The sequence below is a fragment of the Nonomuraea diastatica genome, from assembly GCF_004349015.1.
Lineage (GTDB): Bacteria > Actinomycetota > Actinomycetes > Streptosporangiales > Streptosporangiaceae > Nonomuraea > Nonomuraea diastatica.
This window is the reverse complement of sequence record NZ_SMKP01000033.1, coordinates 40,417-67,249: the sequence shown is the minus strand read 5'-3', so window position 1 is coordinate 67,249 and position 26,833 is coordinate 40,417. Positions and strand designations below refer to the sequence as shown.

26 protein-coding genes and 4 pseudogenes are annotated in these 26,833 nt (G+C 66.5%); 9 read left to right on the top strand and 21 right to left on the bottom strand.

Features of this window, described 5'->3' with window-relative positions:
- Positions 1-203: 203 nt before the first annotated feature.
- The 3 genes and pseudogenes from E1294_RS52670 to E1294_RS58025 all read right to left on the bottom strand — a co-directional run.
- Positions 204-506 (bottom strand): hypothetical protein, encoded by a 303-nt coding sequence (locus E1294_RS52670; protein WP_165977276.1) that lies wholly within the window; start codon positions 504-506, stop codon positions 204-206.
- A gap of 126 nt (positions 507-632) precedes the next feature.
- On the bottom strand, positions 633-1,019 hold the full coding sequence (locus E1294_RS14515) for an amidase domain-containing protein (RefSeq protein ID WP_132508717.1): 387 nt from the start codon (positions 1,017-1,019) through the stop codon (positions 633-635).
- A gap of 13 nt (positions 1,020-1,032) precedes the next feature.
- Positions 1,033-1,098 (bottom strand): annotated as a pseudogene (locus E1294_RS58025) (amidase domain-containing protein); the annotation flags it as partial.
- 451 nt (positions 1,099-1,549) lie between these two features.
- Here E1294_RS58025 and E1294_RS58020 point away from each other — a divergent pair.
- A pseudogene (locus E1294_RS58020) lies at positions 1,550-2,095 on the top strand (transposase family protein); the annotation flags it as partial.
- 212 nt (positions 2,096-2,307) lie between these two features.
- On the opposite strand, the pseudogene E1294_RS14500 reads toward E1294_RS58020, so the two are convergent.
- Positions 2,308-3,782, bottom strand: a pseudogene (locus E1294_RS14500) (ISL3 family transposase); the annotation flags it as partial.
- 368 nt (positions 3,783-4,150) lie between these two features.
- Between E1294_RS14500 and E1294_RS57155 the strand changes: the two are divergent.
- The gene (locus E1294_RS57155; protein ID WP_342775051.1) at positions 4,151-6,889 is read left to right on the top strand and encodes a helix-turn-helix transcriptional regulator; all 2,739 of its coding nucleotides are present in this window, start codon (positions 4,151-4,153) and stop codon (positions 6,887-6,889) included.
- A gap of 94 nt (positions 6,890-6,983) precedes the next feature.
- On the opposite strand, the gene E1294_RS14490 is transcribed toward E1294_RS57155, so the two are convergent.
- The 8 genes from E1294_RS14490 to E1294_RS14455 all read right to left on the bottom strand — a co-directional run bounded on the left by E1294_RS14490 (position 6,984) and on the right by E1294_RS14455 (position 12,530).
- Positions 6,984-7,742 carry a DUF6081 family protein gene (locus E1294_RS14490; protein WP_132508715.1) on the bottom strand — a complete coding sequence of 253 codons (759 nt, stop codon included), beginning with the start codon at positions 7,740-7,742 and terminating at the stop codon, positions 6,984-6,986.
- Positions 7,743-7,776: 34 nt separating this feature from the next.
- A complete protein-coding gene (locus E1294_RS14485) occupies positions 7,777-9,111 on the bottom strand; it encodes a multicopper oxidase family protein (RefSeq protein ID WP_220447736.1) in 1,335 nt (444 codons plus the stop codon).
- A gap of 61 nt (positions 9,112-9,172) precedes the next feature.
- Positions 9,173-9,643 carry a hypothetical protein gene (locus E1294_RS14480; RefSeq protein ID WP_220447735.1) on the bottom strand — a complete coding sequence of 157 codons (471 nt, stop codon included), beginning with the start codon at positions 9,641-9,643 and terminating at the stop codon, positions 9,173-9,175.
- 269 nt (positions 9,644-9,912) lie between these two features.
- Positions 9,913-10,293 (bottom strand): DoxX family protein, encoded by a 381-nt coding sequence (locus tag E1294_RS14475; RefSeq protein WP_132508713.1) that lies wholly within the window; start codon positions 10,291-10,293, stop codon positions 9,913-9,915.
- A gap of 174 nt (positions 10,294-10,467) precedes the next feature.
- On the bottom strand, positions 10,468-11,013 hold the full coding sequence (locus tag E1294_RS14470) for a nuclear transport factor 2 family protein (RefSeq protein ID WP_132508711.1): 546 nt from the start codon (positions 11,011-11,013) through the stop codon (positions 10,468-10,470).
- Between the two features lie 261 nt (positions 11,014-11,274).
- The gene (locus E1294_RS14465) at positions 11,275-11,667 is read right to left on the bottom strand and encodes an integrase core domain-containing protein (RefSeq protein ID WP_220447734.1); all 393 of its coding nucleotides are present in this window, start codon (positions 11,665-11,667) and stop codon (positions 11,275-11,277) included.
- A complete protein-coding gene (locus tag E1294_RS14460) occupies positions 11,667-12,044 on the bottom strand; it encodes a hypothetical protein (protein WP_132508709.1) in 378 nt (125 codons plus the stop codon). Before E1294_RS14460 ends, E1294_RS14465 begins: the two co-directional genes overlap by 1 nt.
- A 129-nt stretch (positions 12,045-12,173) precedes the next feature.
- Positions 12,174-12,530 carry a tyrosine-type recombinase/integrase gene (locus tag E1294_RS14455; protein ID WP_132508707.1) on the bottom strand — a complete coding sequence of 119 codons (357 nt, stop codon included), beginning with the start codon at positions 12,528-12,530 and terminating at the stop codon, positions 12,174-12,176.
- A gap of 237 nt (positions 12,531-12,767) precedes the next feature.
- Here E1294_RS14455 and E1294_RS14450 point away from each other — a divergent pair, with 237 nt between their 5' ends.
- Positions 12,768-13,145 (top strand): transposase, encoded by a 378-nt coding sequence (locus E1294_RS14450; RefSeq protein WP_132508705.1) that lies wholly within the window; start codon positions 12,768-12,770, stop codon positions 13,143-13,145.
- 81 nt (positions 13,146-13,226) lie between these two features.
- On the opposite strand, the gene E1294_RS14445 is transcribed toward E1294_RS14450, so the two are convergent.
- A complete protein-coding gene (locus E1294_RS14445; RefSeq protein ID WP_132508703.1) occupies positions 13,227-13,634 on the bottom strand; it encodes a hypothetical protein in 408 nt (135 codons plus the stop codon).
- Between the two features lie 100 nt (positions 13,635-13,734).
- The gene (locus E1294_RS54525) at positions 13,735-13,908 is read right to left on the bottom strand and encodes a hypothetical protein (RefSeq protein ID WP_220447195.1); all 174 of its coding nucleotides are present in this window, start codon (positions 13,906-13,908) and stop codon (positions 13,735-13,737) included.
- A 266-nt stretch (positions 13,909-14,174) separates the two neighbouring features.
- Between E1294_RS54525 and E1294_RS14435 the strand changes: the two genes are divergently transcribed.
- Entirely contained in the window at positions 14,175-16,097 is a 1,923-nt protein-coding gene (locus tag E1294_RS14435) for a Xaa-Pro dipeptidyl-peptidase (RefSeq protein ID WP_132508701.1), read from the top strand.
- 380 nt (positions 16,098-16,477) lie between these two features.
- Here the strand turns inward: E1294_RS14435 and E1294_RS14430 are convergent, their stop codons facing one another.
- The 3 genes from E1294_RS14430 to E1294_RS14415 form a co-directional block, all read right to left on the bottom strand.
- On the bottom strand, positions 16,478-17,497 hold the full coding sequence (locus tag E1294_RS14430; protein ID WP_132508699.1) for a site-specific integrase: 1,020 nt from the start codon (positions 17,495-17,497) through the stop codon (positions 16,478-16,480).
- 534 nt (positions 17,498-18,031) lie between these two features.
- A complete protein-coding gene (locus E1294_RS54520) occupies positions 18,032-18,310 on the bottom strand; it encodes a hypothetical protein (RefSeq protein WP_220447733.1) in 279 nt (92 codons plus the stop codon).
- Positions 18,311-18,389: 79 nt separating this feature from the next.
- Complete coding sequence (locus E1294_RS14415) at positions 18,390-18,974, bottom strand: TetR/AcrR family transcriptional regulator (RefSeq protein WP_132508697.1); 585 nt, start codon at positions 18,972-18,974, stop codon at positions 18,390-18,392.
- 172 nt (positions 18,975-19,146) lie between these two features.
- On the opposite strand from E1294_RS14415, the gene E1294_RS14410 reads away from it, so the two are divergent.
- On the top strand, positions 19,147-19,935 hold the full coding sequence (locus tag E1294_RS14410) for an SDR family NAD(P)-dependent oxidoreductase (protein WP_132508731.1): 789 nt from the start codon (positions 19,147-19,149) through the stop codon (positions 19,933-19,935).
- Between the two features lie 899 nt (positions 19,936-20,834).
- Here E1294_RS14410 and E1294_RS14405 read toward each other — a convergent pair.
- Positions 20,835-21,020 carry a winged helix-turn-helix transcriptional regulator gene (locus tag E1294_RS14405; protein ID WP_132508729.1) on the bottom strand — a complete coding sequence of 62 codons (186 nt, stop codon included), beginning with the start codon at positions 21,018-21,020 and terminating at the stop codon, positions 20,835-20,837.
- Between E1294_RS14405 and E1294_RS54515 the strand changes: the two genes are divergently transcribed.
- Positions 21,014-21,394: a helix-turn-helix domain-containing protein gene (locus tag E1294_RS54515; RefSeq protein ID WP_220447731.1), complete on the top strand. Its 381-nt coding sequence runs from the start codon at positions 21,014-21,016 to the stop codon at positions 21,392-21,394. The two genes, E1294_RS14405 and E1294_RS54515, sit on opposite strands and share 7 nt — an antisense overlap.
- 237 nt (positions 21,395-21,631) lie before the next feature.
- On the opposite strand, the gene E1294_RS14395 is transcribed toward E1294_RS54515, so the two are convergent.
- Positions 21,632-21,898 carry a hypothetical protein gene (locus E1294_RS14395; protein WP_132508695.1) on the bottom strand — a complete coding sequence of 89 codons (267 nt, stop codon included), beginning with the start codon at positions 21,896-21,898 and terminating at the stop codon, positions 21,632-21,634.
- A 549-nt stretch (positions 21,899-22,447) separates the two neighbouring features.
- Between E1294_RS14395 and E1294_RS14390 the strand changes: the two genes are divergently transcribed.
- Positions 22,448-22,879: a hypothetical protein gene (locus tag E1294_RS14390; protein ID WP_132508693.1), complete on the top strand. Its 432-nt coding sequence runs from the start codon at positions 22,448-22,450 to the stop codon at positions 22,877-22,879.
- Positions 22,880-23,009: 130 nt separating this feature from the next.
- Here E1294_RS14390 and E1294_RS58015 read toward each other — a convergent pair.
- Together E1294_RS58015 and E1294_RS14385 are read right to left on the bottom strand one after the other, a co-directional pair.
- Positions 23,010-23,190 (bottom strand): annotated as a pseudogene (locus E1294_RS58015) (IS701 family transposase); the annotation flags it as partial.
- A gap of 571 nt (positions 23,191-23,761) precedes the next feature.
- Complete coding sequence (locus E1294_RS14385) at positions 23,762-24,085, bottom strand: sigma-70 family RNA polymerase sigma factor (RefSeq protein WP_132508691.1); 324 nt, start codon at positions 24,083-24,085, stop codon at positions 23,762-23,764.
- A 564-nt stretch (positions 24,086-24,649) separates the two neighbouring features.
- Between E1294_RS14385 and E1294_RS54100 the strand changes: the two genes are divergently transcribed.
- Together E1294_RS54100 and E1294_RS14375 are read left to right on the top strand one after the other, a co-directional pair.
- A complete protein-coding gene (locus E1294_RS54100; protein WP_181958497.1) occupies positions 24,650-25,417 on the top strand; it encodes a hypothetical protein in 768 nt (255 codons plus the stop codon).
- A 68-nt stretch (positions 25,418-25,485) separates the two neighbouring features.
- Positions 25,486-26,820 (top strand): MFS transporter, encoded by a 1,335-nt coding sequence (locus E1294_RS14375; RefSeq protein WP_132508689.1) that lies wholly within the window; start codon positions 25,486-25,488, stop codon positions 26,818-26,820.
- Positions 26,821-26,833: the final 13 nt, after the last annotated feature.

Genomic DNA, 26,833 nt, shown 5'->3' with positions numbered 1-26,833 from the left:
GGAAAAGCACCCGCGCTCCAGGAGCGGGCCCGCTGACCCCGCCCCGGCTGATCCGGCCCTCCCTCGCCGAAATCCGCCGCGTCCTGGCCCGCCTCCTCATACCCGCGGCCACCGCCATCGACCATGTACTGTCCTGGTCACATTTCCGGCTTGTCCACCAAACCCGAGCCCTGATCAGCCACTACCGCCAACGAGGCGACCCCCTACCCCAAGATCTGCGAATGTAGTACAAGTACGATGTACCATCGATCAGAGTCCTTCGACACGTCAACTGTGTCGTTAAAAGCACCATCCGCCCATACTCCAGTGATGAAAACCCTGGCATACTTGGGCGACATCTCGCTGCGAATATCGACCGATGTGACCTTAATGGCCTTGCCGCCGTCAGTACGGAGTAGCTGAGTTATTTCGGTCATGGCTTCGTTATTCGGGGGAATCAGTCGAGCGATCGCCTTGTAATCAGAGCGATTCAAGCCGTCGATGTATCTTTCGATGGCACCTTGCACGCTCGGAGCGCCTCTTTCCGCGGCTGGTTTTGTCGTTGTGCATGCAGCAGCTAAGACAAGCACCCGATCAGGATCGCAGTGATCGCCAACCGGGTGCCACGTCGTATCCTCGCCATACGCTAGACTCTACGTCCTGTGGGCGTACCATGTCCCGTTAGGGTATGTCGCGAGTACGCTGGTGAGAGGTTTGTCCTTCGTATCGTTGCTGTGATACGTCATATAATGCTCGTCGATCTCGTCGCCATCGCCACCCAATCCGATGTCAGTAACGATCATCGAGTGGCTGATGTTGCCGTTGCTGTCCGTATCAACTTGAAGAATATCCGCGATGGCCATATCCCGGACATGCGAGAGAGCGGTTACGCGTCCAGAGTATTTTCTGGCAAACTGGAACCAGTTATGCGCGGCGGCCCAGGTGTACGTAGTTGCTCCGGTCGAGAGGGAATTGTACCACCAATAGCGTGGGTCCGTCCGGTCGTTGATGGGAAATGATCCAAACCGTTTCCCAGCCACCGGCAATCATTATCTGCGAGATGAAGTTTGTGCAGTCGCCACCCTCGCCGTCGTAGGTGCGATAGTCACTATTATAATTGTCCCAATAGCGTGTACCGCGTCAAAATGCAGCCATGACGGCTCTGACCTGTGGTTTGACGAGGTTCGTACCTGCGGGCAAGATCGCGCCTTGTGCTTGTCCGCCTGCTCTATCTGCTTGCGCTTCGGGTGTTCGGCTGGCTGATGTTACTGGGCCGCGGTCAGGCGGCGAAGGACGTTGAGATCATGGTGTTGCGTCATGAGGTGGCGGTGCTGCGGCGTCAGGTCGGGCGCCCGAAGCCGGACTGGGCTGATCGGGCTGTTCTCGCGGCGCTGGCCCGGTGGTTGCCGGCGGTGCTGCGCGCTCATCGTCTGGTCACCCCGGCGACGTTGCTGGCGTGGCATCGTCGCCTATTGCGACGGGCCTGGACCTACCCGCATCGGCCCGGGCGTCCAGGAACGGCTCCGGAGCTTCGGGATCTGATCGTGCGCCTGGCGCGGGAGAACCCCGGATGGGCCATCGACGGGTACACGGGGAGCTGGTGCGGCTTGGGTTCCAGGTCAGCGAGGCGACCGTGCGGCGCATGCTGCGCTCGCACCATTTCGCTCCGGCGCCCCGGCATCTCGACACGTCCTGGCGGTCCTTCTTACGATCGCAAGCCGAAGGGCTCCTGGCCTGCGATTTCTTCCATGTTGACACGATCTTTCTGAAGCGCTTGTACGTGTTGTTCGTGATGGAGGTCCGCACGCGACAGGTGCACATTCTGGGCGTGACCAGTCACCCGACCGGCGCATGGACCGCTCAGCAGGCCCGCAACCTCCTGATCGACCTCGGCGAGCGAGCAGGGTCGTTTCGCTTCCTTATCCGCGATCGGGACGCTAAGTTCACTGCCGTCTTCGATGAGGTGTTCGCCGCCGTAGGTATCACGGTGTTGAAGACACCACCGCGGACACCAAGGGCGAACTGCTACGCCGAGCGCTGGATCCGGACGGTACGCGGCGAGTGCACCGACCGAATGCTGATCTACGGCGAACGTCACCTGCGCGTGGTTCTGAACGAGTATCTCGATCACTACAACGCGCATCGGCCGCATCAGGGCCGTGGACAGCGACCACCCGATCACGTTGAGCATGTAGTGGTGCCGATGGAAGACCGGATCGAACGCCACGCGATACTCGGGGGGAGTGATCAACGAGCATCGCCGAGCCGCATAGCTCGGTCGGAGAAACCCCAGCTCAAACCATGCACACGAGTTTTGACGCCCTACAGGGTGTTGACGCCTTCGGTCCGGCCGTTGTGGTGCGGGAGGGTGAGGGCAGCGTTCACAGCGTCGCGGTCGAGTTCGAGGCCGTTGGCGAAACTGTGCAGGTGGGGCAGGTCAGCGGCGCGGACGGTGGTGATCCAGGCGGTGAGTTCGGTGTCGTTGCCCGCGGCTGGGGTGAGGAGTTCGGCGAAGCTGCGGACATGGTGGGCCAGTGCGGTCAATTCGGGGCAGGCGCCGGTGAGTTCCTGCATCAACCGGGTGTCGCTGTCGCGGAGCCGGTCGGGGTGGGTGAGCAGGAGGCGTGCCAGGCGGCGCGGGGTGGTGACGGGGCGTTCTCCTTCGGCCCGGCCCTGGGTGATGTAGCGGTAGAGCAGGTTGAGACTGCCGGTGTAGCCGAGCTCTTTGATCTCGCGGAACAGTTGCTGCACGGGGACGGCCGGGTCGGTGGCGCGCCGTTCTCGCAGATGATCGCGGTAAGGATCGACGAGCGTGGGCCGGTAGCGCGGAGCTCGGCGCAGCGTCTCGGGTTTGCGGGTGCGGGCGTAGCGCTTGACGGTGTTGAGCGACAGGTTCAGACGGCGGGCGCATTCCAGGAGGCCGACGCCCTTGTCCAGCAGGTTGTGGATCTGCTGCCAGCGCTCGCGGGTGGTCTGTTCGCGGACACCGGCGGGCCGGGACGGGTTGACCGTGGCCCAGCAGGCGCTGTGGGATCGGACCTCGGCGAGGGTCTTGTCGCAGAAATTCGCCCACAGGTGCCAGCGGTCGCCGACCTGCACCGCATCCGGTAGGGCACGCCGGACCGCCTCGCCGTAGGCGCCTGACCCGTCGCGGCAGACGATCTCGACCCCCGGGTGGGAGCGCAGCCACGTCTCCAGGACCTCGGCCCCGCGGCCGGGCAGGACATCGATCCGCTCGCCCCGTCTCGGCGTCGATGAGGATGGTGGCATACCGGTGCCGGCGCTTGAGCGCGAAGTCATCGACCCCCAGCACGCGCGGGATCCGCAGCGGCGGCAGCGGCAGCCGCATCAGCAGACGCAGCGCCGTGGACCTCGAGATGCCGATGGCCAGGAGCGCCGACAGCCGAGCTCCCGCTCGCCCGGCCAGTTCCTTGACCACCGCGCTCAGCTGCCCGGCAAGCCTGCCGGTGCGACGCTGATACCGCTCGATGAGCCCGGGCACCTGCTCGCGAAACGTCCGCCGAGGGCATTCCCACGCTGGGCAGACCAGACGCCGGACCTGCAGCGACACCACCACCGGCCGCCCATCGACCGGGACATCCCTGACCATCCGGCCGGCGTAGCCGTGCACCCGGCCGGTCAGCGCCCCACACGCCGGGCACGGCACCGGCTCGTCACGAGTACGAGCCGTCACTCGAATGCGGTCGCCCTCGTCCTCTAACTCCCTCGATGACCAGGGCAGACAGCCCCGCAAACACCACACCAGCAAGATCGACGATCTTCAGCACGGTCCAGCCTGGCAGGGATCACTTAGCGCCACCACCGATTACGGGCCAGAGCCCTACACACTACCTACCACCTGGACACACCCGCCAGAACCCGACATCGGCCGAGTGGTGGTACATGATCAAGGGCGTGACCAAGACCAATAGGGGTGGTCGCGCGGGATCTCGGTCCAGAAGTCCACGATGTCGACTCCGCGAACTCGAAACGGACGGTGGTCCCATCGGATGGTTTCAAGGGGGAGGGCGTCGTCGCGAGGCAGGGTCTGGAGGAAGCCCGAGCCGAAACCTGTACCGAGGGACACGAACCGTGTATGAGGCCGGATGGATCTGGGAGGGCCTGCCGTGGAAGGCGAAGCCCCCGTCCGGGCCGCCAAGGCATCCGTCGCATGACCGGGTCGTCCTGGATGGGGGCTTTGCGGGAGAATCGGCACGTGATGCATGGAAGGTCGGCAGAGCAGGCCGCCATAGATGATCTTCTGTCAGGTGCCCGTTCCGGCTGTAGCGGCGTGCTGGTGGTGCGTGGTGAGGCTGGAATCGGTAAGTCGGCGCTGCTGGAGTATGCGGTCGACCAAGCGGCCGACATGCGGGTGTTGCGCAGCGTGGGCGTCGAGGCGGAGGCGGCGTTGGCGTTCGCCGGGCTACATATGTTGCTGGGTGGTTTTGTTGATCGGTTGGGGGTGTTGCCGGGTCCGCAGGCGGCGGTGTTGCGGGGGGCGTTTGGGCTGGCGGTCGCCCCGGCGGGGGATCGGTTTCTGGCGGGGCTGGCCACGCTGTCGTTGTTGAGTGAGGTGGCCGAGGAGCAGCCGATGCTGGTCGCTGTGGATGATGCGCATTGGCTGGATCGTGCCTCGGTGGATGCGTTGTTGTTCGCCGCGCGCCGGTTGGAGGCCGAGCCGATCGCGGTGGTGCTGACGGCCCGGGATGGGCATCGGTTCACTACGCCGGGCCTGCCGGAGCTGCGGCTTTCCGCCCTTGATCGTACGGCTGGCGCGGCCGTGCTGGCGGAGCACGCCAGGGACCTTGCTCCGCATGTGCGGGATCGTGTTCTTGCGGAGGCTCAGGGGAATCCGCTGGCGTTGCGTGAGCTGCCCGCCGCGATGACGCCGCAGCAACGGGCGGGTGAGGCGCCGGCGGTCTCGTTCGCCACTGGCACCCAGTCGGTGGCGAGCCGCGTAGAGGAGTCCTTCGGCGACCGCATTCAGGTCCTTCCGGAAAGGACTCGGCAATTGTTGCTGATCGCCGCTGCGGACGAAGGCGGTGACCTGGGGCTGGTGTTGCGTGCCGGCGAGCGGCTCGGTGCCGGCGTGGCTGACCTGGAGGCGGCCGAACGCGATCGGCTGGTACGGGTGAATGCGGGGCGTCTGGTTTTCACCCATCCCTTGATTCGGGCGGCCGCCTATCGGGTGGCGACGTTCTCGCAACAACTCGCCGTGCATCGGACGCTCGCCGACCTACTCGGAGAAGATCTGGCTCGCCGCGCGTGGCATCTGGCCGCCGCGACGACCGAGGCCGACGAGACTGTGGCCGCGGAACTGGAGCGAATGGCCGAGGCCGCGCGGTCGCGCGGCGGCTACGCCGAGGTCGCCGCCGCCTATCAGCGCGCCGCCCAGCTCACCCCAGACCCGGGAAGACGCGCCATGCGGCTGGTCGCCGCCGCGCGGACTGCGGGCTTCGCCGGTCAGGGCGCGCTCGCCACCGACCTCGCCGAGCAGGCGGGTCCGCACGTTTCAGACCCACGGGCCCGGGCGCAGCTCGCGTGGTTGCGGGTATTCATCGCCCACGAGCAGGAAAGGCCTCCTCCCGTTGTCGAGCTGGCCGAAGCGGCGATGGAGCTGGGCAAGCAATCGCCCCATGACAGTGTCTTCATGCTTCTGGAGGCGATGGCGACGGCGTGGACCACTGATAGGGATCGCGAGGTACGCGATGTCATCAACTGTTCCTCACCGGTCGCTGATGGGCATTTCGGCCGGGTCACGGAGGCCGTGAGTGGCATGGGTGCCGAGGAACCGCAGAACCCCGTGCGCATCCTGCTCCATGAGATCGGCGACAGTAGCGATCGTCCGATCTGGCAACGGCAGAGCACGCTGTACTGGACGCTTTGGGCTTGCGACCTCGAGAACGCGGTGGCGGGGCTGACACAACTCCTCGATCATTGCCGGTCGACTGGGGTGATCGGGGTGCTGCCACGGGTTTGTCTGCACCTTGGCCGAGGTCACCTCTTTCTTGGGCGGCACCGCGATGCGCGGGCCACATCCGAAGAAGGCCTCAAGATCGCTAAGGATACCGATCGGCCACACTTCGCGGCACATCTGTCGGGGCTGCTGGCATGCGTGGCGGCGATCGAAGGGGACGAGGCCGGCTGCCGGGAGGCGATCGGTGATGTGCTCGTCGGCGAGCCGACCGAGCGCGGTATTGAGTCCCGATACGCGATGGACCTGCTCGACCTGGGACTCGGCCGATACGAGGCCGTGGTGCATCGGATGGCGGAGACACTGCACGATCCCGCCATGTATCTGACGAATACGCTGGTCAACCAGGTCGAAGCGGCGGTGCATGCCGGTCGGCGGGACCTGGCGAAAAATGCCGCCGCCCGCTTCGGTACCTGGGCCGAGGTCGCCGGCCGCCCCTGTGCCGAGGCCATGGAGCTGCGCTGCCGGGCTCTTCTGGCCGATGGTGCCGAGGCCGGACGTTTGTACGCGCGAGCCGTACAACTACATCGAGAGGACCGGGCGCAGCCGTTCGAGCGAGCGCGCACCGAGTTGCTTTATGGGACGTGGCTGCGACGGGACCGGCGCCGCAACGACGCGCGTGAGCCACTGCACTCGGCCCTGGAAATCTTTGAACGGCTCCGGGCCAAACCATGGGCCGAGCGGGCCGGCGCAGAGCTACGGGCGGCGGGCGAGGCGCGCCAGGCCCAAGCTGCCGCCCCGGATCTCCTCGACCGCCTCACCCCGCAGGAGCTCAACGTCGTGCGGCTGGCCGCGAAGGGGCTGTCCAACCGGGACATCGGCGCCCGGTTGTTCGTCAGCCCGCGGACCGTCGGCTATCACCTCTACAACGCGTATCCCAAGCTCGGCGTGGCCTCCCGGACCGAACTCATCCGCATGCTTCTGCCCAGAGATTAGGAAGGTCAGGGCGTGAAGGCGGTAGCCGGCCTGATCGAACCCGGGCTTCCGGTCGCCGCCGTTGTGTTCTTTCTCGGGTTCTAGGCGGGGTGTCTCAGGCATCGGCCCCGCGTACCCGGCATCGGCCCCAGCGTGCCTCGAGGCCCTGCCCACGGAGCGAACGGCTGCGACCGTCCCGGATCGGCAGCTGCGTCCAGATCCCAATCGCGACGGCCATGCGCTCGGGGATGGCGGTGCCGTAGATCTTGTACACCTGGTGACCATCCACCCGCCATACCACGGTCGAGCCGGCCCGATCGAATGTGATCTCGCACTCCCGCAGCCGGGTGAAGTCTTCGTCGAAGTCCTCATACGGCGACTCGGCTACGTGCACGAACGGATCGTCCGTTCCCATGAGGTGCTCGTGCATCGCGAACACGCGGGTAGCGGTCCCCGCGATGCTGAACACGGACCTGAGGTCGGTGACCTGGAAGTCGGCCATGCCCAGCCGATAGTCGCCAGGGTCCCCGCCGATGTTCTTGACCGCCAAGTCGGTAGCGAACGTGACCGGGCGATCTGGCGGCAGCTCGAACTGCCGCGTCGTGAGCTTGAAGTACTTGGCACTGTCGGCGGGTTGGAACGTGTCGCTCGACACCGAAAAGCGGGGGATCCTCACCCGCACCACACCACCACCGACGGCCACCTCTGTGTTCGGATCCTGCGCGGTATGCTCGCCGCCCGTTGGGACCGGCAGGCTGACCGTCCTCCACAGAGCGGGGTCCAGGTCCGGCCCTTTGAACTCGTCATAGGTCACGAAATCATCGCGATCCGCCTGTGTCACTGCTTCCACCTCCGAGCGGATCGGGGAGGGCACCTCGCCATGATCAGCCTCCTCTTCGTTGCCAGGATCAGCATTGCTTTGTTCGATGGACGCTATGATCCTTTGGGTCAATCCGGCATCTGCCGCGTGACTGGGTAGCTCTCGGGGTGCGGGCGATGCGGAAGGCCATGACGTCGCGGGTGCGCCCGGAGCCCAGCCGGTTGACGATCCGGACGCGGCCGCCGGCCGGGACGCGCGAGAAGTCGATGATCACGTCGTGGCGTTCGGCCGGCGCGATCGGCAGCAGCCGGTGCGTGACCGGCGCGGCGAGCAGCCCTTGGTCGGCGCCGGTCTGGACCAGGTCCAGCCGGCGTCCGTCGTCGCCGACCGCTTGGAGCGCGTAGTGGCGGGCGTTGGAGGCGTTCAGCAGCCGCAGCCGGTAGCGGGCCGCGTCGACCTCGTGCACCGGCCACGGCGCGCCGTTCACCAAGATCACGTCCCCCAGGACGCCGGCGAGATAGGGCTCGCGAACGCCCGGCCGCTCCCGCAGCACAGACCCGAGCGCAGGCCCGAGCGCAGACCCGGGGGCGGGGTCGAGGGCGGGGTAGTCGAGGCTCCCGTCGGCGGCGAACGCCCGGTCGGCGAGCACGAGCGGGAGCTCGCGCGGCCCGGCGGGCAGGCCGAGAGCCTCCTCGGCGTCGTCGCGGACGATCTGCAGCCCGGCCAGGCCCCGCCAGATCGCCGGGCCGGTGAAGTCCATCCGGTGATCGTGATACCACAACAGCGCCGGCCGCTGGTCCATCGGGTAGGCGTAGTCCCGCCTCAGCCTGGCCGGCACCGCCCGCGGGTCGCGCCCGCCGTGCCCGGGACCGGGCCCGCCGCGGCCGTCGTGCCCGTTGTGCCCGTCGTGGCCGTCGTGGGCGGCGTCCGGCCAGCCCTGGGGCAAGACCAGGTCGGTGGGGTATCCGTCGGAGGCCGCCGGGCTGTGTCCGCCGTGCAGGTGCACCACGGTCGGCACGGGCAGCTCGTTGCGATGGGTCACGATGATCGGCCGGCCGCGGCGCGACTCGATCGTCGGCCCCGGGAACGTGCCCCCATAGGTCCACAGCCGCGTCCGGATGCCGGGCAAGACCTCCACCGCCGCCTCGCGCTGGGTGATCTCGTAACGGTCGGCCCCGCCCGAGCCGCCGGCCGGGGCCAGCACGGCCGGGATCGGCAACGGCACCTCGAACGCCGGCGGCAGCGGCACCGCGCTGCGCAACTCGGCACCGGTGAACGACGGGCGGCGCGACAGCGCGGCCGCGCCCGACAACCCGCCGGCCGCCATCAGCCCGAGCGCCCCGCCGATGCCCAGCACCCGGCGCCTGGCCAGGCCACCCACCCGACCGCCCCGGCCGGATGGGCCGTCGAGTTCCTCACCCATCGCCGGCCTCCTCCAGCTTCGGCTCCTCCACGGTCTGCGCCCGCGCGCGCGGTGGGTGCGCTCACCGCCGCAGGGGCCGGCGCCACACCGCGATGAACAACACCACGAGCCCGGCGACGATCATCACCCCCAGCGGAAGGTGCAACCACAACGCGCCGTCCAGCCCCGCCACGTACTGCACCGTCTCGGCCGCCACCACCGCCACGGTGACCACGAACGGCCAGGCCGGGCGCAGCCGAACCCAGACCACCACCGCCACGATCACCTGCAGATAACCGGCAGACGTGACCACATCCGCACCGACCGCATGCCACAGCAGACCATCAAAATCACCACTCAAAAACACACCGGCGAACACCGGCTGACCGACGACCGCCACCGTGTGCACGCTCACAACGGCACGCAGCACCCACCCAATGGGCCCCGTCCGATGCCCGGCATCAGATCGCGCCAGTATGGCCGGGCGGAGCTTGTTGATCAACAAATCCAGCCGAGCGGTGTGTTCCCGGGCGAGCCGTACGGCGTCGGTCACGACTTCCTACCTTCCTTCATGGGTTGATCGCGGCGTTCGTAGGCTTGTAATCGCCCAGGGTGCCGGGTGTGGCTGTCACGATTCTGCAACTGGTGCGGCTCTGGAGGATTGGCCGCACGGCTCCGGCCGCTGATCGGGGTGTGCGATCTGATCACTGTGCAGGGACCGACGCCGGGAAGACCCGCCACCACTGACCTCCACCGCCCGCACCGTCCGAATGTGAACCAGTGGGCATCCTGACCGCGTTCCGGGCCAGAGGTCACGCGGGGTCACCCGGTGAAAGGCTCGAGCCCGAAGCGGCCCGACGCCACAAAGACGTACAGAGCGAGCAGGATCATGGGCAGTACGATTGCCTGGCTCTCGTGACGGCGGAGGTGCGTGATGATCGCGCCGACCATGAGCAACGCCAGGCCGACCGCAGCCAGTGGCACCAAAACCGGTGCGATGCCAAGCACGGCGGGCAGAATCAGGCCCACCGCACCCAGGATCTCGAGGGTGCCGATGGCCTTGACCGTGTTGCCGCTGCAGTCTTCGATCCATCCATAGCCGGAGGCAGCCAGCTTCTCCGCAGGCTGGATCAGCTTCCTGGCGCCGCTGGCCAGGGAGACTGCGGCGAGCAGTCCCGCAACCACCCAAAGAGCGATGTTCATTTCGGTGTCCCCTCGCCGGGTTGTGAGCGTCGTTGGTGTGGAAGCCGCGGAGGTGATCGGCATCGATGTCGGCACAGTCCGTGATGTCTGTTCCGGCCGTTGATGATCCTGTTTGCGGGAGCGACCGCGGGCAGGTGAAAGCCGGGGCGCGGTGGACCGGATCCCTGCCGGATCTCAACCGGATTTCAGGTGTCGGAGTGTTGTGGTGTGGCCGGGGTCACCGTCGTTTTTCGGTCGGGGGTTGTCGCCGGGCGGCGAGTCGGTCGGTGCTTTGGGTGGTCGGGGTGAGGAACCCGAGCCGGTCAGTGGTGAGGTGTCCTCGTAGCGGACTTCGTAGAGGCGTTCGGCGAATTTCCAGCCATCCGGGGTGCGCTGGTAGCGGTCGTGGTAGATGGCGTACATCATTGAGGAGCGGCCGTCGAAGGCGCGTCCGATCTCTGACATGTATGCCCGGCCGGTAGCGGTGTCGCCGTTGATCTGGATGGTGCCTGGGTGGGTGTTCTGTACGAGGAATTCCACGAACTCCGGCACGTTCCGGCCATAGGCGCGGATCGCCTCCTGACCGATCAGTTCGGCCGGGATGTTGGGCATCCGCAGTGCACCGTCCGGGGTGAACAAGGATGCGATGTGGTCGTAATCGCGCATCATCGTTCCGTCGGTGAACTCGCCGCGCAGTGCTTCGATCTCAACGCGGTCGGCGATCGTCTGAAAGTCGCTCATCGCTCTCCTGCTTGTCGCATCGAATCGGGTGCAGGTGGCCATCGGCCACTGGGGCATGGGCGTTGGCCCTTCGCCTTCCAAGCTTGGAGGTCCGGCGGGGGCGGTTCATCAGTCGGATGACTGGGCTCGAGTAGCCTCCGGCTTTCGTGTGCCCAGCAGAGCAGGAGGTGAAGCCGTGACGTAGCGAAGGATCAAGCGGGGCTGTTCATCACTCGTTGATGAACTGATCACGGCCGTGTGGGTGCCAAGAACTCGGCCGCCCTATGCGACCTGCGCGTACTCGTGGATCAGCCCGCCGAGGCGGTCACGTCGGATGACCTTGATGTCGTCCTCGACCGGGTCGGGAAGGGCTCGCAGCGGAGCGGCCTGGCCCAGGGAGCGATGTGGGCGATGCTCGCTGAAGTGAATCTCGTAGGTGGCCAGCACACGTCGTAAGTGGTGGGCGTTGACGATGATGATCCGGTCGAGGAGTTCTCGGCGCAGGCTGCCGATCCAGCGTTCGGCGAAAGCGTTGGCCCGCGGAGCGCGAGGTGGCGTCTTGAGGATGCGGATGCCCCCGGCCGTGAAGATCTCGTCGAACGTCGCGGTGAACTTGGTATCCCGATCGCGGATGAGGAGCCTGAACTCTTCCGCCCTGTCCCTCAACTCGATCATCAGGTTCCTGGCCTGCTGCGCAACCCACGGCCCGGCTGCAGCCCGGCCGCCTCGCCACGGCGCAGCCCGCGCAAGGTGATCAGCCGGTAGAGAGCGAACAACCGGTCTCGCCGGGTGAAGCCGAGGAAGACCGAAGTTCGCACGGCGGTCCACACCATCACCCGCGACGGCCTAGGAGAACCGACATAGACCGCGATCGGATCGACCCGCTTACCATCGCGCAGCCGCCGGATGCGGTCCCTGTACGCTTCATGATCCAGGCGCCATTGAGCGAACCTTCCTTCGGTCCACACCACTGGCTTGGGCCGTACGGCAGGCGGTAGCTCAACAGCGGCGGCGGGGTTGAAGTCCAGCAGCCGGTCCTGCTTGATCGCCACGTTAAGGGCGTGGCGCAATGTAGCGCGGATGCGATGCATCGTCGATGGCCCGACCGGACGCCGGTAGCGAACCCTGGCCTGGCGGGCCGGGTCACCGCTGCCCCGCTCGGTGGCGATGACCTCGTTGAACTACTCGATCGCGTCGAACATGCCCGCGATGTCGGAGACCCGCAGCCGATCTAGCCGGATGTCTCCGAGGTACGGGTTGAGGTAGAGGCGGACATGCGACTCGTAGGCGCGCCGGGTGGTGTCATCCAGGCCCCGCTTGCGCTTCATGAACTCCTGCAGCCATTCGACCACCGTGACCTGCCGGTTGAGGTCCTGATGCGTACGAACCTTACGCCGCACCTCTTCCATGTCGGGCAGCCTCTTGGTGTCCTTGAGCACCGACAGCATCAGTTCGGTGATCTGCCGTCGCACTCGCGCGTCATCATCGAGAGCCAGCAGGCCGCGGGCATGGTCGAGTTCGGCTTCGGCGTCCTCCATGGAGGCGAAGCCGCTTCTCCGGAGTGGACCACGCCGACGCCCGTCAGCGTGGGCGGGCAGCTCCAGCTGATAGGCCCACTTGCCGTGGGTGCTGCTCCAGCGCGCGCCATTGCCGCCGACCCGGCGCAGCTTCGGACATTTCTTGCCGAGCTTCTTGCCGCTCTGGGGACCTCCCCCCGCTTGGTGGACACGCTGATACTGGATCTTGCTTGATCCAGAGGAAGCGAGACACCGCCGATGGCGTTGAAGGACTACTCGGACGAGTTCAGGGCCGATGCCGTGGCCTTGTACGAGTCCACCGAGGGGGCGACCTACAAGGGCATCGCCGCCGACCTGGGCGTGAGCCGGGGCAGCCTGCGCGAGTGGGTGCTGCGGGCGCGCGAGAAGAACGGCGTCGCGCCGACGGCGGCCCGGGCCGCCGCTCGGTCTGCCGCGCCTGGCCCGTTGCCGGCCGAGGGCGATGACGCGGCCGCCGAGCGGATCCGGGAGCTGGAGGAGCGGGTCCGCCAGCTGGAGGCCAGCGAGCGGAAACTGGCTGCCCTGGAGAGCACCGCGCCCGGCATCCACATGGTGATCATCGACCTGAAGGGACCGGCACGGGCGACGTCAGCCTGATGGTCAGCACGTTCGCCGACCTCAGCGCTGCGGTGACGGCCGACGGCGCCGCGCACGGCCGTCGCCGTCCGGGGAGTGGGGCTAACTCGCGGGCTTGGCGCAGGCGGCCACGATGTAGCCCTTCTTGCCGTTGTAGCTGACGTACTCCCATCGGTTCCAGGTCCGGCCGCACATGGTGTACTTGCTGCCGGTCACCCCGTAGTCGCAGTTGTACACCTTGCCCTTGGGAATCCCGCCCACGGGGTTGCTGATCAAAACCGTGGACTCGTAGATCGTCAGGTTTTTCGGCGCCTTGCCGCGGCCGCCGAACCGGCAGTAAAAGCGAGCGGAGGTTGACGCGGTGGAGGTTGACGCGGTGGAGGTTGACGCGGTGGAGGTTGACGCGGTGGCCGCCTGCGACGAGGCCCCGGCGGGCCCGGCTGTCGTGCTCACACCGGCCGCCGCCACCACCGCCACGGCCATGGCGCCCAGCGTCTTCCGTACTCGCATGACAAAGCTCTCCACGACCAGATAGGGGACATGACTCCTTGGCTGTCCAAGCATGCCGAATCAACATCCGCCATGTCGTTAACTGACAGTCCACAGATGCTCAGCGATGCCTGCACTGCGGCGCGCGAGTCGACGCCCCGGCCGGGACCTCCAGCCGTCTGGCGATCGCCGCAGGCAGCTTCCGCACCCGCTCGGCCACCCGGACCTCGTTGGTGATGGCGCCGGCGACCAGGTCGGCGACCATGACGCGGCCGTAGACGCGCACCTCGTCCACCTCGCCCGGTCGTAACTCGGCCGTTGCTCCCGCCGCCTGGCCGCGGCCGAGCGTACCCGGTACGGGCCGGCCCCCGACCTGCCGCCGCCCTGGCCTTCGTCCATCGGCCAGTGACCGTTCGGTCCCGCTCCCGGGTTGACGTTGAAGACCTGGAGGGTGTTTGCTCCCCCGGGACGTGATCAACAGCCCCGGTTGCCGATCTTGCCGCCTCGCGAACTACTTGCCTGACTCCCTGACTTACCACTCAACTGCCTCGGAGGTCATGTATGTCATCATTACGCACAGCTTTGATCGCCGCCGCGCTCACCCTCGCGATCCCGATCCCGGCCCAGGCGACAGCCGGTCCGGCGATCACCATCGAGAACGGCCGTACGCAGCCGGTCTTCTCCTATGCGGACGCCGTCCGCGAGCACGTGTACGTCGAGTCGCCGGTCGACAGCGATCTCGACGGCAACCTTGACAAGGTGCGGGTGGACATCATCCGGCCGAAGGAGTCCGGGCCGGGGCTCAAGGTGCCGGTGGTCATCGACGAGAGCCCGTACTACGACAACTCGGGTCGCGGGAACGAGTCGGAGCACAAGGCCTACGACGCCGCCGGAAATGTCACGAAATTTCCGCTCTTCTATGACAACTTCTATGTGCCTCGCGGCTACGCCGTCCTGAACGTCGACATGCTCGGCACCACCCGGTCGGAGGGTTGCCCGGACATCGGCGGCAAAGCTGACGTGCTGGGCGGCAAGGCGGTCATCGACTGGCTGAACGGTCGTGCCAGGGCGTTCAGGGCCGACGGCAGCGCGGTCGTGGCGGACTGGACGACGGGCAAAGCCGCCATGATCGGCAAATCGTACGACGGCACCCTGGCCAACGCGGTCGCGGCAACCGGGGTGGAGGGTCTGGAGACGATCGTGCCCATCTCGGCGATCAGCTCCTGGTACAAGTACCAGCGTTCCAATGGCGTCGTCTACAACTACGACTACGCCGCCGGGCTGGCCAACCACGTCGACACCGACCCCGAGGCCAAGTGCCAGCAGGTACGCGACAGGATGGACGCCGAGGACGCCGACGACACCGGCGATTACAACGACTTCTGGTCCGAGCGCGACTACATCGGCGGCCTGCTCGGAGACGTCTCCAAGGTCAGGGCCAGCGTCTTCGTCGTGCACACGGTCAACGACCTCAACGTCAAGCCCGACAACTTCTCGACCTGGTGGAAGGCTCTGGCCGACAGGAGCGTGCCGCGCAAGATCTGGGTGGGCCAGACCGGACACGTGGACCCGTTCGACTTCGAGGGCCGCAGAGGGCTGTGGGTGGACACGCTGCACCGCTGGTTCGACCACTGGCTGCACGGCGTGCGCAACGGGATCACCGGCGAGCCCCGCGCCGATGTCGAGGTCAGCCCGAAGCAGTGGATCACCCAGTCTGACTGGCCGGCGCCGTCCGCGCTCAAGACGTCGCTCTACCCCGCCGCCGACGGCTCGCTCGGCTCCAAGCCCGCCGCGGCGAACAGTGCCGCGTCCTTCAAGGACGTCGCCATGAGCGAGACCGACATGGTGGCCGACGTGGGCACGGCGAACCCGGGGCGGGTGGCGTTCACCACCGGCGAGCTGTCGCAGGACCTGCGCCTGTCCGGCACTCCCACGGCCGACCTGCGGGTCAAGCTGGACAAGCCCACCTCCAACCTGACCGCGCTGCTGGTGGACTTCGGCGAGGACTCCCGCGTCGACTGGCGTACCAACGAGGGCATCACCGATCTCGCAGAGGAGGACTGTCACGGGGAGAGCACCGCAGCCGACGACGCCTGCTACCGCAAGGTCGTCACGAACGTGACCACCCGCCCGCTGGAGATCGTCGCCCGAGGCTGGATCGACGTGCAGAACCGCGACTCGCTCAGCCAGGCCACGCCGCTGCCGCCGGGCACCTACGGCACGGTCACGTGGCTGACGCTGCCGCAGGACTACACCTTCAAAAAGGGACACAGGATCGGCCTCGTGCTGGCCGGCACCGACTCCACCTACAGCGATGAGACCGGCACCGGCGCGAACGTCACCGTCGACCTGTCCAGGAGCAGCGTGAGCGTGCCTCTCATGCTGGGCACACCGCTGGTGGACGTCCCGAAGGACACGACGAAGTTCCGCGGTCCCGGGAAGCTCGACCTGCCCAAGCCGGACACCACGTTCCGGTTCTTCTAGATCGTCAGCGGAAAGGGGCAACCCTGCACCTGCCGGATCCTGGCCGCCGCCCTTCGCACGCGTGCGGCCAGGCCGGCACCGCCCTCTGCTTCCTGGCCGACCGCTCCCTTTCTCGCGGCTCGCGGCCATCCCCTTAGAGGGCGGAGCGTTACAAGCAAGTACATTGAGGCATGGCTTGACACAAACGCTGGTGACTTTTGATCCGTAGGTTCCGGGTTCGAGCCCCGGGCGCCCTACCACCCTTCACCCTTCTGACCGGGGCTTTTACTTTCTCCCCATCGCCGGAGGGGTTCCTCGAACCCTCATGGGAGACCGAGGGGAGACCGGCAGTTTCGGACGCCATCGCCCGCGGCACGATCGCCGCGCTCGCCTCGGCAGCCTCATGCGCCAGCTCCGGCAGCGGCGCCGTCCTCGTGCGTGAAGATCCGCCCGGTATCGGTCCACGCCGGACCCCACTCCAGACGTTCGGCGTTCTGCCGGACACGATGCTCTATCAGGACAGATACCGTACCGGTGTCGAGCGCGATCACACCGTCGCTCGCCTCCGTCTTCGGCTCACCCTCCTCGAACTCCCACCCGACCTGCACCAGCTGCTTGGCCACGGCCAGCGTGCGTTCCTCGACGTCGAAGTCCATCCACCGGGCACCGCATCCCTCACCACGGCGCAGCCCCCGAAAAGCGATGAGGTGGAACAAGGCGTACAACCGCTGCCGCACGGCGACGTCGAGGAAGGTGCCGAGCTGGATCGGCGTCCACACCATCACGGGCGAGGGCCGTAGCTCGAGGCTCTCCCAGACTCGTACGGCGCTGACCTTCCTGCCGCCCTTTTCCGCCCGTACGGCCTCCAGGCGTTCAGCGAATTTGGCGTTGAACGTCTCCACCCGCAGCTTGGTCGACACCAGAGCCCTTGGCCCCTTCACCTTGTCCAGCTTGACGACACCGGCATTGTTGACGCCGATGATCTCCTGCCGTACGGCATCGCTCAGCACGGTGCTCAGCGTGGCCCGAATCCGCTGCTTCGTGGCCGGCCCGGTGATCCTCTTGCCTCGCACCGAGGCCCGCACCGCCGGGTCTTCCGACGCCCGCGCCTCCAAGATCGTCTCGTTCTTCTCATCGATGCGGGTGAACACCTTCTGCAGGACTGACACCCACAACCGGTCCATGCGGACGTGGGCGAAAACCTCTTTCAGGTGCTCCTTGTAGTGCGAGCGATAGCTCCTGAGCGTCGTCTTGCGGATGTCTCCGGTCCGCTCGTGCTCGGCCATGCAGCTTTCGAAGAAGTCACCGAACAGCATGGAGCCAAGGCGTTGGCCGTCGTTGTGCCTGCGGCGCAACTCGTCGTGATCAGGCAGCGGCGCCTGCTTCCGGTGCGCCGCCTCGACCATGTCCAGGATCTCCATCCGAGCCTCGTGACCTTCCGGCCCGGACTCGGGGATGTCGAGCAGGCGCCCCGCCTTGTCGTAGAAGCGATCAGTTCGGCTTCGCTCTTGAACCCGCTCAGGCGCAGGTAGACACACTTCCCGTCGGGTCCGGCGGGCAGTTCTTCCTTGCCTGCCCAGGTGCCGTGGTTGGGGTTCCAGGAGCCGTCCTTGCGCCGCAGCTTGGGGCACTTCTGGCTCAGCTCCTTGTTGTTCTCATCCCGACATCTACAGCGTTTGAACCCATTGCCTCTTATCAGTACTCACCTCACACCGGTTTCGCGATACACGCCGCCCATCCTCTTGGCGTCGCGGTAGTCCTCCACGGTTACCCCGAGCTGGGCAGCCAGCTCTTCTACGGGTTTCTTGGGCTCGTTTCCTTGCCAGCGCAGCGCCCCCGTACAGGGCAGGCAGGTCGGCCTCGGAGCCGGAGGCGGTGAACACGACCTCGTGCGGCCGGGCCGAACAGGGCGGCCACCTGACCTCGGGCATGCTCCCGTGCCGCGCGGGGTCCGTTTACCGTAGGAGTGGCGGCTGGAGGGGTTGCCGAACAGGTCGCTCAGGTGCGCCCGCCATCGCCTCGCTCACTCGGGGGTCGACGGGGGTGGTGGCGTTGTAGTCGAGGTAGACCGGCCAGCCCCGAGGGCGGGACCGGGTGCCACGTCCGGCCGGGCATGCCGGTGCTACTGCCTCGACGGGCAGGTCGGCCAGCCACCACTCCAGCATGCCGTCGCTGAGCCGGATCGCCCGGCGGCCACGGTCGGTCAGCAGCCGCATCGCGTCGTAGGCGAGCACTCGCCGCAGCAGTACACGACGATCTCGACCTCGGCCGGCAGTTCGCTGATGAACCGTCGGCCAAAGCGGCCTGGACAGGTCAGACCACGCCCGCGGCGGCGTGGGTGCCATGCGTCATCATGAACGTGACGTGCTTCGCCATCGTCTCAGGTGGGATCGCGAAGTCGACGGCCACCCACCAGGACAGCACCGAGACCAGCGCACCTGCTCCGAACGCTGAGATCATCTGGTCGGGGACGGTGCCCGCGACCTCCCGGGTTAACTTCGCCAAGCGTGACAGGCTCCGCTCGGCGAGCAGTCGTTCAAGTATGGGCTTGAACGGTAGCGCCGCCTCGCCGTGGAACGCGAGCCGGTAGAACGTCGGCTCGCTGGCGACGTGGGCGAACAGAGCGGCGATGTGCTCGGGTGGTATTCCGTGCGCGGCCTGCTGGGCCGTCTCGTCGGGGTCGTCCTCCAGCGTGGCCGAGAGGGTCTCGAGCATTTCTTCGGCTCCACGACGGGCGAGGTCCTGCTTGTCGCGGTAGTGCTTGTAGAACGTGGTGCGGTTGACCATGGCGCGCCGGCAGATCTCATCCACCGTCAACTCATTGAACGGTTTGTTCGCCAGCAAAGCGAGAAGCGCCCCCCAGAGCAGCTTGCGAGTCCGCCGAACTCTGAGATCCATGACGTCCCTTCAACAAGTTGTTCAACAGTTCAGATCAGTTGGATGGATAAACAACAATATAGCCAATCTTGTCGCCAATCTCTATTTGATACAACGAGAAGAGGCCGATTAGCATGGGAATACGACGAAACATGTCGCCATCTCTAACATCGGGAGGGTATCCGTGGGAACCATGACCGGCCGGGTGGCCATCGTCACCGGGGGCGCGTCGGGGATCGGCGCGGCGGCGGTCCAGGGCTTCGTCCGACGTGGCGCGGCGGTGATCATCGCCGATCTCGACCCTGTCGGAGGCGAGGATCTCGCCTCCACTCTGCGATACGACGGCCACACGGCCGTGTTCATCGAAACCGACGTCTCGCGTGCCGACCATGTTGAGCGCATGATCGGGAAGGCCGTGAGCACTTTCGGGCGGCTCGACTATGCGGTCAACAACGCAGCCACGGGAGACCAAGGCTTCATCGCAGACGCCGACGTGGAGTCCTGGGAACGAGTCGTCGCAGTGAATCTGATCGGGACATTCCTCTGCATGAAGCGTGAGCTGCACTGGATGGCGAAGGCAGGCAACGGTGCCATCGTGAATGTCGCGTCCCTCGGTGGCCTGAAAGCATCGCCGACACGCTCCGCCTACGGCGCCTCCAAGGCGGCCATCATCCACCTGACGACCACGGCCGCGAACGAGTACGGCCAGGCTGGAATCCGCGTCAACGCTGTGTGTCCCGGGTGGACCAAGACGCCGGCCCTCTCTCTCAGTGCACGGTCCGGCGGGATCGGCGAAAAGCGAGCCGGCCTGCTGGACGCTCTCGTACCGCTCGGCCGGTATGCCTCTGCTGATGAGCAGGCAGAGGCCATCGTCTGGCTCTGCTCGGAGGCCGCATCGTTCGTCACCGGCCAGGCCATAGCCGTCGACGGAGGAGCGAGCGTGCAGCTCATGAGCGCGCCGGCGTTGCCGGGGCGGCACTGATCCCGGCTGTTCACACCCGTTGATCGGGAAACTGGTGTACGCCGCTTACGATCGTGTCCTTCGCACAGGCAGAGCGCTGGTCGGTATGCCGAGGGCCAGAGCGAGGTGGAACGCGGCTTCGTATCCGTGGATCTCGGTGTGCACGCCCCCGGCTACTTGGCCCACGGCGGTTGCGGCTGGCCGCCTGTGCAGAGGAGGATCATGGTTCAGCCTCTCGTCGCCGCTCTCCGATGCCCGTGGCACGGCTGGATGTGAACCGCGCGGGGTTTGATGGAGACCACGCCAACCACAAGACCTTCCACGGTCGCAGACCGGTCAACGGGAAGATCGGGCTGCCCGTGCCCATGGCGGTGAAACCGCCTGGTAAAGGCTACGCAGCACGGCGCGCAGGTCGTTGTAGTCCTGGCGAGATAGGTTGTGTGCGAGAGCTTGTGCTGCCTGTGCGGTGCAAAGCGCTCCACCCACGAGCGGCCGGAAAAGTCTACGACGATGCGCGGATGTTTCTTCAGCAGGCTGGAGACCTCCTGCACACCCCACGGAACGAAGGTGATATTAAGTGCCGCCAGGCGTTCGGTCGCTCACGGATCCAGGACAGGCGCCAGACCGTGGTTGTACGGCATCGCCTCGCATCCGATCCCCCGTGCCGTAGCGAACTGTTCAGGTCCACAGCCCGCTGCGGCACACCGGGCCTGGCTTGACCCTTCGCGGTGATCTGTCCTTGCCGGTCGGCACAGCTTCCTGGCCTTCGATATCGAGATTCGTACCTAAACCACCGCACGGAACTACGGAGAACGAGACCGGCCCAACTGCTCTCCCATAGGCGCACGATCGCCGGGGTTGGATCAAGGTTGCCTCGTTCGTCCGCCATTCGGGTGCTGGCCAGTCAGTTCACAGCCAGTTCAGGGATGGGGCATCCCAGATGCATCGGGATTGTCCACCATCTCACGCCTCTCACGCGTGATCCGTTCGCGCCCCCACTCGCCCAGCGGTTTGAGAGCGGTATTGAGGGTTTGCCCGAACTCGGTGAGTGAGTACTCCACCCGCGGTGGCACCTCGGCGTAGACCCTGCGGTTGACGAGTGTCAGCGGAGTCGTCGAGGGTGGCGGTCCGGGCGAGGATCGTGCTGGCGTGTGCGAGGTCGGGAATCAGTACTGCGCAGGTGGCACGGGATCTGGGCCTTGCGGAGAGCACGGTGCGCAAGTGGCGTGCGGCTTTTGCCCGGGGTGGGCTGGAGGCGCTGGCCGACGACGTGCGCACGGGGCGGCCCAAGGAGGAGCTGACGGTGTCGGAGGACCAGCGGGCGGTGCTCCAGCGGTGGGCGCGGGCCAAGTCCGCGCAGGTCATGGCGCTGCGTGCGAAGATCGTGCTGGGGTGTGCGGACGGCAAGGACAACAAGCAGATCGCTGCCGAGTTGCGGGTACATCCGGACACGGTGTCCAAATGGCGCCATCGGTTCTGAAACTACGACTGGATGGGTTGATCGACGAGCCCCGTCCGGGCCGCCCGCCGTCGATCAGCCTGGACCAGATGGAGCGGTCTGCCCTACCGCACGGCGGGTTCGGCGAGCGGTCTGGAGAAACGGATCTGGCGTAATCCCGACACCGCGCTCCAGGCCGACTCAGCTCTTCAGGCTGGTCAGAAGCTACGGACCCACAAGATGGGTCCGGGTAGATGGAGGCTGGCTGACCTTGGACTTTCAGGGTGAAACGATTTCATCGGGGTGGCGTGGCTGCCAGTCCGTAATGCCGAGGCGCCGGACGATCTCTTGGATTGGCTGTATCTCCTCATCGAAGAACGTTCCGTCGCCGTAGCTGTAATGCTCGGCTGCCAGAGCGTCGGCGATGCGGCGCAATGTCGCAGCGGCGATGTCGTCGCCCGCTATCGGAGTGCTGGATTCCGCTCGGTGAGTGGGTATCGCGGTGAGGGGCTCGCCCGCGAGCACGGACGGAAGCGATTCATTCATCTCGCGAGCGATTCCGACGGTCCATCCCGGCCATGCCGCGTCCAGCCAGGACAGCAGCCAGGCACGTCCTTTCGAGGAGTCCTTTCGGGCCCATCATCTCCCCCGCACGAGGAGACGGGCCGAAGCAACGGGTCAGCGTTGAGTGCCTTACTGGCGAACGACCACAGGAAGACTCCCAGCACCAGGATCCTCTGATCCGCGTCGGCGGCGAACCATCCCTCGATCATGATCTCGTCCTGGGGCCCCGGGTCAGGGCCATCGAGGTAGCGTCGAGCGTGCGTTGGCCCTTGCCCCACAAACGCCGGGACGCCCTCGGCGCCGCCGTGTCGCGAATGCCAGTAGGTCATACGGCCCTCTTCGATCCAGATGGCCTGCAAGATGCTGCTCACAGTAAGTAATGATGCTGCTCCTGCCCTGGCGGGAGACCGAGCGCCGTCAACAGTGGACTCTGTGGCAAAAGCCGTGGTCTCTGTGCTATTTACAGCGCTGAAACGGGGCCTGAAGACTTTGATCTCGTCTTCAGATTCCCTCGAGTCAGACAGGAATCCCGTGCGTGCCAAGCTCCGCCGTGTCACCGTCATCGGCCTCGCCGCCCTCACTTTCGCCGGGTTCGGCGGTTTCACCCCACCCGCCGCCCAGGCAGCCGCCAGGAAGACGATCACGTTCCACTGCGGCGCGGGCGGGTTCGTGGGGCAGATCAAGGTCAACTATCAGGGAACCTGGAACGGCCGGTCCGTCGTGACCTTCATGTGGTACCGGATCACCCCGGCCAACGAGCGGCGCAAGCACAACATCAAGGTCGTGGACTACGGCAAGCGAGGGTCCACCGGCCCGGTCGTGGATATCGACAACGGGCTGTCGTACGGCAATGATTGGAACCCTCTGCGCTACAGCGCTTACGAGCGGACGCGCGGCAAGGTCCGAATCGAGTTCGTTTTCGACCGTAAGGGTCCCGACCCCAGGTGCAAGCAGACGGTCTAGTACTACAGCCTGATTTCGTGATGTTTGAGCCAACGTCTCCAGTAGTGGCTTGCTCGAACGCGGGTTTGGTGGGCGCGGCGGCGTTGGGGTCAGGCCAGTGCAAAGGTCAGCGGTCGGGTGATGGTGGCGGTCAGGTGTGCCAGAAGACGGCGGATTTCTGCTGGTGAGGCAGACCACGCCGCTCGGGCTATTGGGGCGTGCGCGGCGGTGACGGCCAGGTAAGCGTGGAGCATGGCCAGGGTGATGTGGCCGTGTCAGGCGTCGTAGCGTCGGACCTGGTAGTGGTCCAGGCCAGTCTTGTTCTTGGCGCTCAAACTTCGACCTTAGGAAGCACCACCATGCCCGCCGATCGATCCGGCATCATCAGAGCACGTCTCGCTGGAGCGAAAGCCGCACGACCTGCGACTCCACCACGGCCACGACTGGCCGATCAACTGAGCGGAGGTTTCCGGTCTGCGCGGAGGTCGCTATGAAGGCATGGTCACGCTGGCAGGACTGGTTGATCCTGGCCGCCAGCCTCTACGCATTCTCTCGCCGCTCTGGAGCGAGGGCGAGAGAGGAGCCACCGGCACTCTACTCACCTTTGGGATCCTCATCGTCGGCACCTCCGTCGTCGCTCTCGCGAGACCGGCCATGGTGTGGGCGGAATGGGTAAATACCGTGTGGGGCGCCTTGATGCTCACCGCCCCGTGGGCGTGACGAGACCACCCCAACCTGGCGAGGCACCTACTAGAACATAAGGAGCAATCTACTCAAATTAAATGCCCTATTGGATGAACGCGCCGGACAGCTACGAACGGTCGTCTGCGTCTGGGATCCAGCGCGCCCGGATCTGTCAGGCGGTGTCCAGCGCGGCCCCGTCCTGCCACCTGGCCGTGCGTGTCAAAGGGCCTCGGACTGGTCGCGCACACCGGCGCCGCGGCGGCCCCGCCTGCCGGAGCGGCTATGGCCGCGGGCGATCGCGCTGATGCGCTCGGGGGTTACTCCCACCTGGCCGGCGATGTGGGTGTAACTCACCCCATCGCGCTCATGCAGCATGCGTACCGTCGTCTGCCGCTGCTCGCGCAGCCACCGCTGCAGCTCGGGGACGGCGGCGAGCGCCTCGGTCAGCCTCTTGACCCGCTCCACGCTGGCGGGCCCGTCGGCAAGATCCGCCAGGCATCGGAAAGGCTCGGGCAGTTCAGTTGGTTCAGGTACGGCGTTCATACCCTCGAAAATAGCGGGTACCCATCAAAAAATCTGCGCCTACCCACGCAAATTGATGGGTACCCATCAATGCGATGGTGAGCAGGTTGACAACTCAACAGAGGAGATCGAGATGACCGCCACCACCGAGCGCGTCGCCCAGGTCCAGATCTATCGCGGCTTCGAGACGATCGTCATCAACCTCGACACCTGCCAATACGGATACGAGGTCACCGCGACGCCTTCTACCGCACCTCCCACGGCGCGAACGTCGGCGATATCCACCGGCGGGTGTTCGTCGACAACGACAAGGGTCCCGGCCTCGACCAGGCCCGCGCCTACGCTAACGGCTACTACAGCCGGATGCGCGCCAAGAGGTGGGACAGGGTCCGGCCCCGCACGAAGTGACCAGCGAAGGGCCCGGCAGCAATGCCGGGCCTTCCCGCTTGGCGGTCGACACCTCGAGAGAGGCACACGGCATGATCTTGATCGAGCTTGAGCAGCACCGGCTGAGCCCGTGTCATGTTCCACCGCCCGTCTTGGGCCCGGCAATCGACCCGACTTGTCAGGGATTATATTGAATCTATGGCGCGTAAAAACTTCTCGCGGATCGCCGGTGTGGCCGGTCTTGGATTCGCGGTCCTGATCCTGTCCCTCAACGCCTTCCTGGCACCGGCGGGTCTACCCCTTCCCGGTGCTGAGATCGACGAGGTCATCGCCTTCTTCTCCACGCAGAAAGGGCTCATCGGCAGCACGTCGGCGCTGGCGCCCCTCACCTGGGTCACGGCGACCGTCTTCGGCGCGGGCGCTCTCATCGCCCTGTGGCGATCCGGCCGCGGACATGCCACGGCGTGGGCGCTGGTCGGGCTGGCCGGCATCCTCATGCAGAACCTCACGTTCACCGGCGTCATGGCCACCCGGCTCGCCCTCGCGTCGACCCCGGCGGGACACGACCAGGCCGTCTCCGGGCTCTGGGCACTGAACGAGGCGCTGTTCATCTTCAACGGCACCTTCCTGGCGCTCGCCCTGGTCGGCCTGTCCGCCGGAGGCCGGGTCGCCGAGGCGATTCCTGGCTGGCATGCCTGGATGGGGTACCTCGCCGCCGCGCTCCAGTTCGGCTCGGCCACTCTCAGTCCGCTGCTCATCGACGATCCCCAGAGTGTCGGCCTCCTCGGGCTTGCCGGCTGGCTGCTCTGGGCCGCCTGGATCGCCGTCTACGGCATCGTGCTGATCCGGCTGCCATCCGTCACTCAGCGCGGCGAGCCGCAGGGTTCGCCGACGGATCCCGGCGACAACCCGGCTGGCGGCGTGGCCGCGCACGCGTCCGCTCCGGCTCGTCGGCGGTCACGCTGAGCGCGGCCGGTGGGATGCCGTGGACGAGCACCTGGCGATGATGTCCGACTTCGCAACGGAGCACTGAGATGAGCAGAGCCGTACTCGCCACCGTCTGCCTGGCCTTCTTCATGACGATGCTGGACACCACCATCGTCAACATCGCGATCCCCGACTTGCAAGCCGGCCTCGGTGCCTCACTGGACCAGGCGTTGTGGGTGCTCAACGGCTACACGCTGGCCTTCGCCGGACTGCTGCTGACCTTCGGCCGGCTTGGCGACCGCTTCGGGCACCGTTCCGTGTTTCTCGCCGGCCTGGCGGTCTTCACCATCGCCTCGGGGCTGTGCGGGCTGGCGCAGGACCCCGCGCAGCTCATTGCGGTACGCGTGCTGCAGGGCGCCGGGGCGGCGCTGCTGATGCCACAGACGCTGTCGATCATCATGGCCGTCTTCCCGCCCGACCGGCGCGGCGCGGCCTTCGGCGTGTGGAGCGGCGTCGCCGGACTGGCCACCATCGCCGGCCCCGCTGTGGGCGGCGTGCTCGTCGACACCCTGACCTGGCGGTCGGTGTTCCTCATCAACCTGCCGCTCGGCGTGCTCGCGTTCGTGGCTGCCCGTATCGTCGTCCCACCGGGCGGCTCCCCCGGCCAGGGGCGGGCAGCGCTCGATCCGATCGGCGTGCTGCTGTCGGCGGGGCTGTCTGTGCTGGTGTTCGCACTCCTTGGAGGCGAGCCCTACCTGGCCGTTCTCGGCGGGCTCCTCCTCCTCGCCTTCCTGGCCCATCAGCGCTCGGCGCAGGACCGTACGCCCCTGTTGCCCTTCCGGCTCTTCCACGACCGCAACTTCGCGCTGATGAACGCCGTGCTGATGGCAGCCCTCTTCGCCACGGTCGGCCTGTTGATCGCCTACACCCTCTACCTGCAAGCGGTGCTCGAACTCTCACCGACGCAGGCGGGGCTGATGCTGGCACCGCCGTCGTTGGCTACCCTGATCATCTCGCCGCTCGCCGGCAGGCTCGCCGACCGGGTGAGCCCGCGGCTGATCTTCGGGCTCGGGCTGTCCCTCTTCGCCGCGGGGTTCGTGCTGCTGGCGCTGTTCAGCGACGGACGTACGAACGCCCTCGCGCTGCTCCCCGGGATGATCCTGTGCGGAGTGGGCGCGGGCGCGGTGTTCGCGCCCGCCAACACGCTGGCCATGCGGGAGGTCCCGCCGGAGCTCACCGGCGCGGCGTCCGGAGTGGTGAGCACCCTGCGCCAGGTCGGCACCGTGCTCGGCACGACCGTCGTCGGCGCGATCCTGCAAACCGAGACGAACCTGGTCCAAGTCCTGCCGGCCGCACTGTACACGGTGGTCGCCGTGCTTCTCGCCACGGCCGTGGCCGCCTGGTGGACCAGACGGCCGACGGTTCAGCACACCCCGATCTGAAAGGAACGGCAAG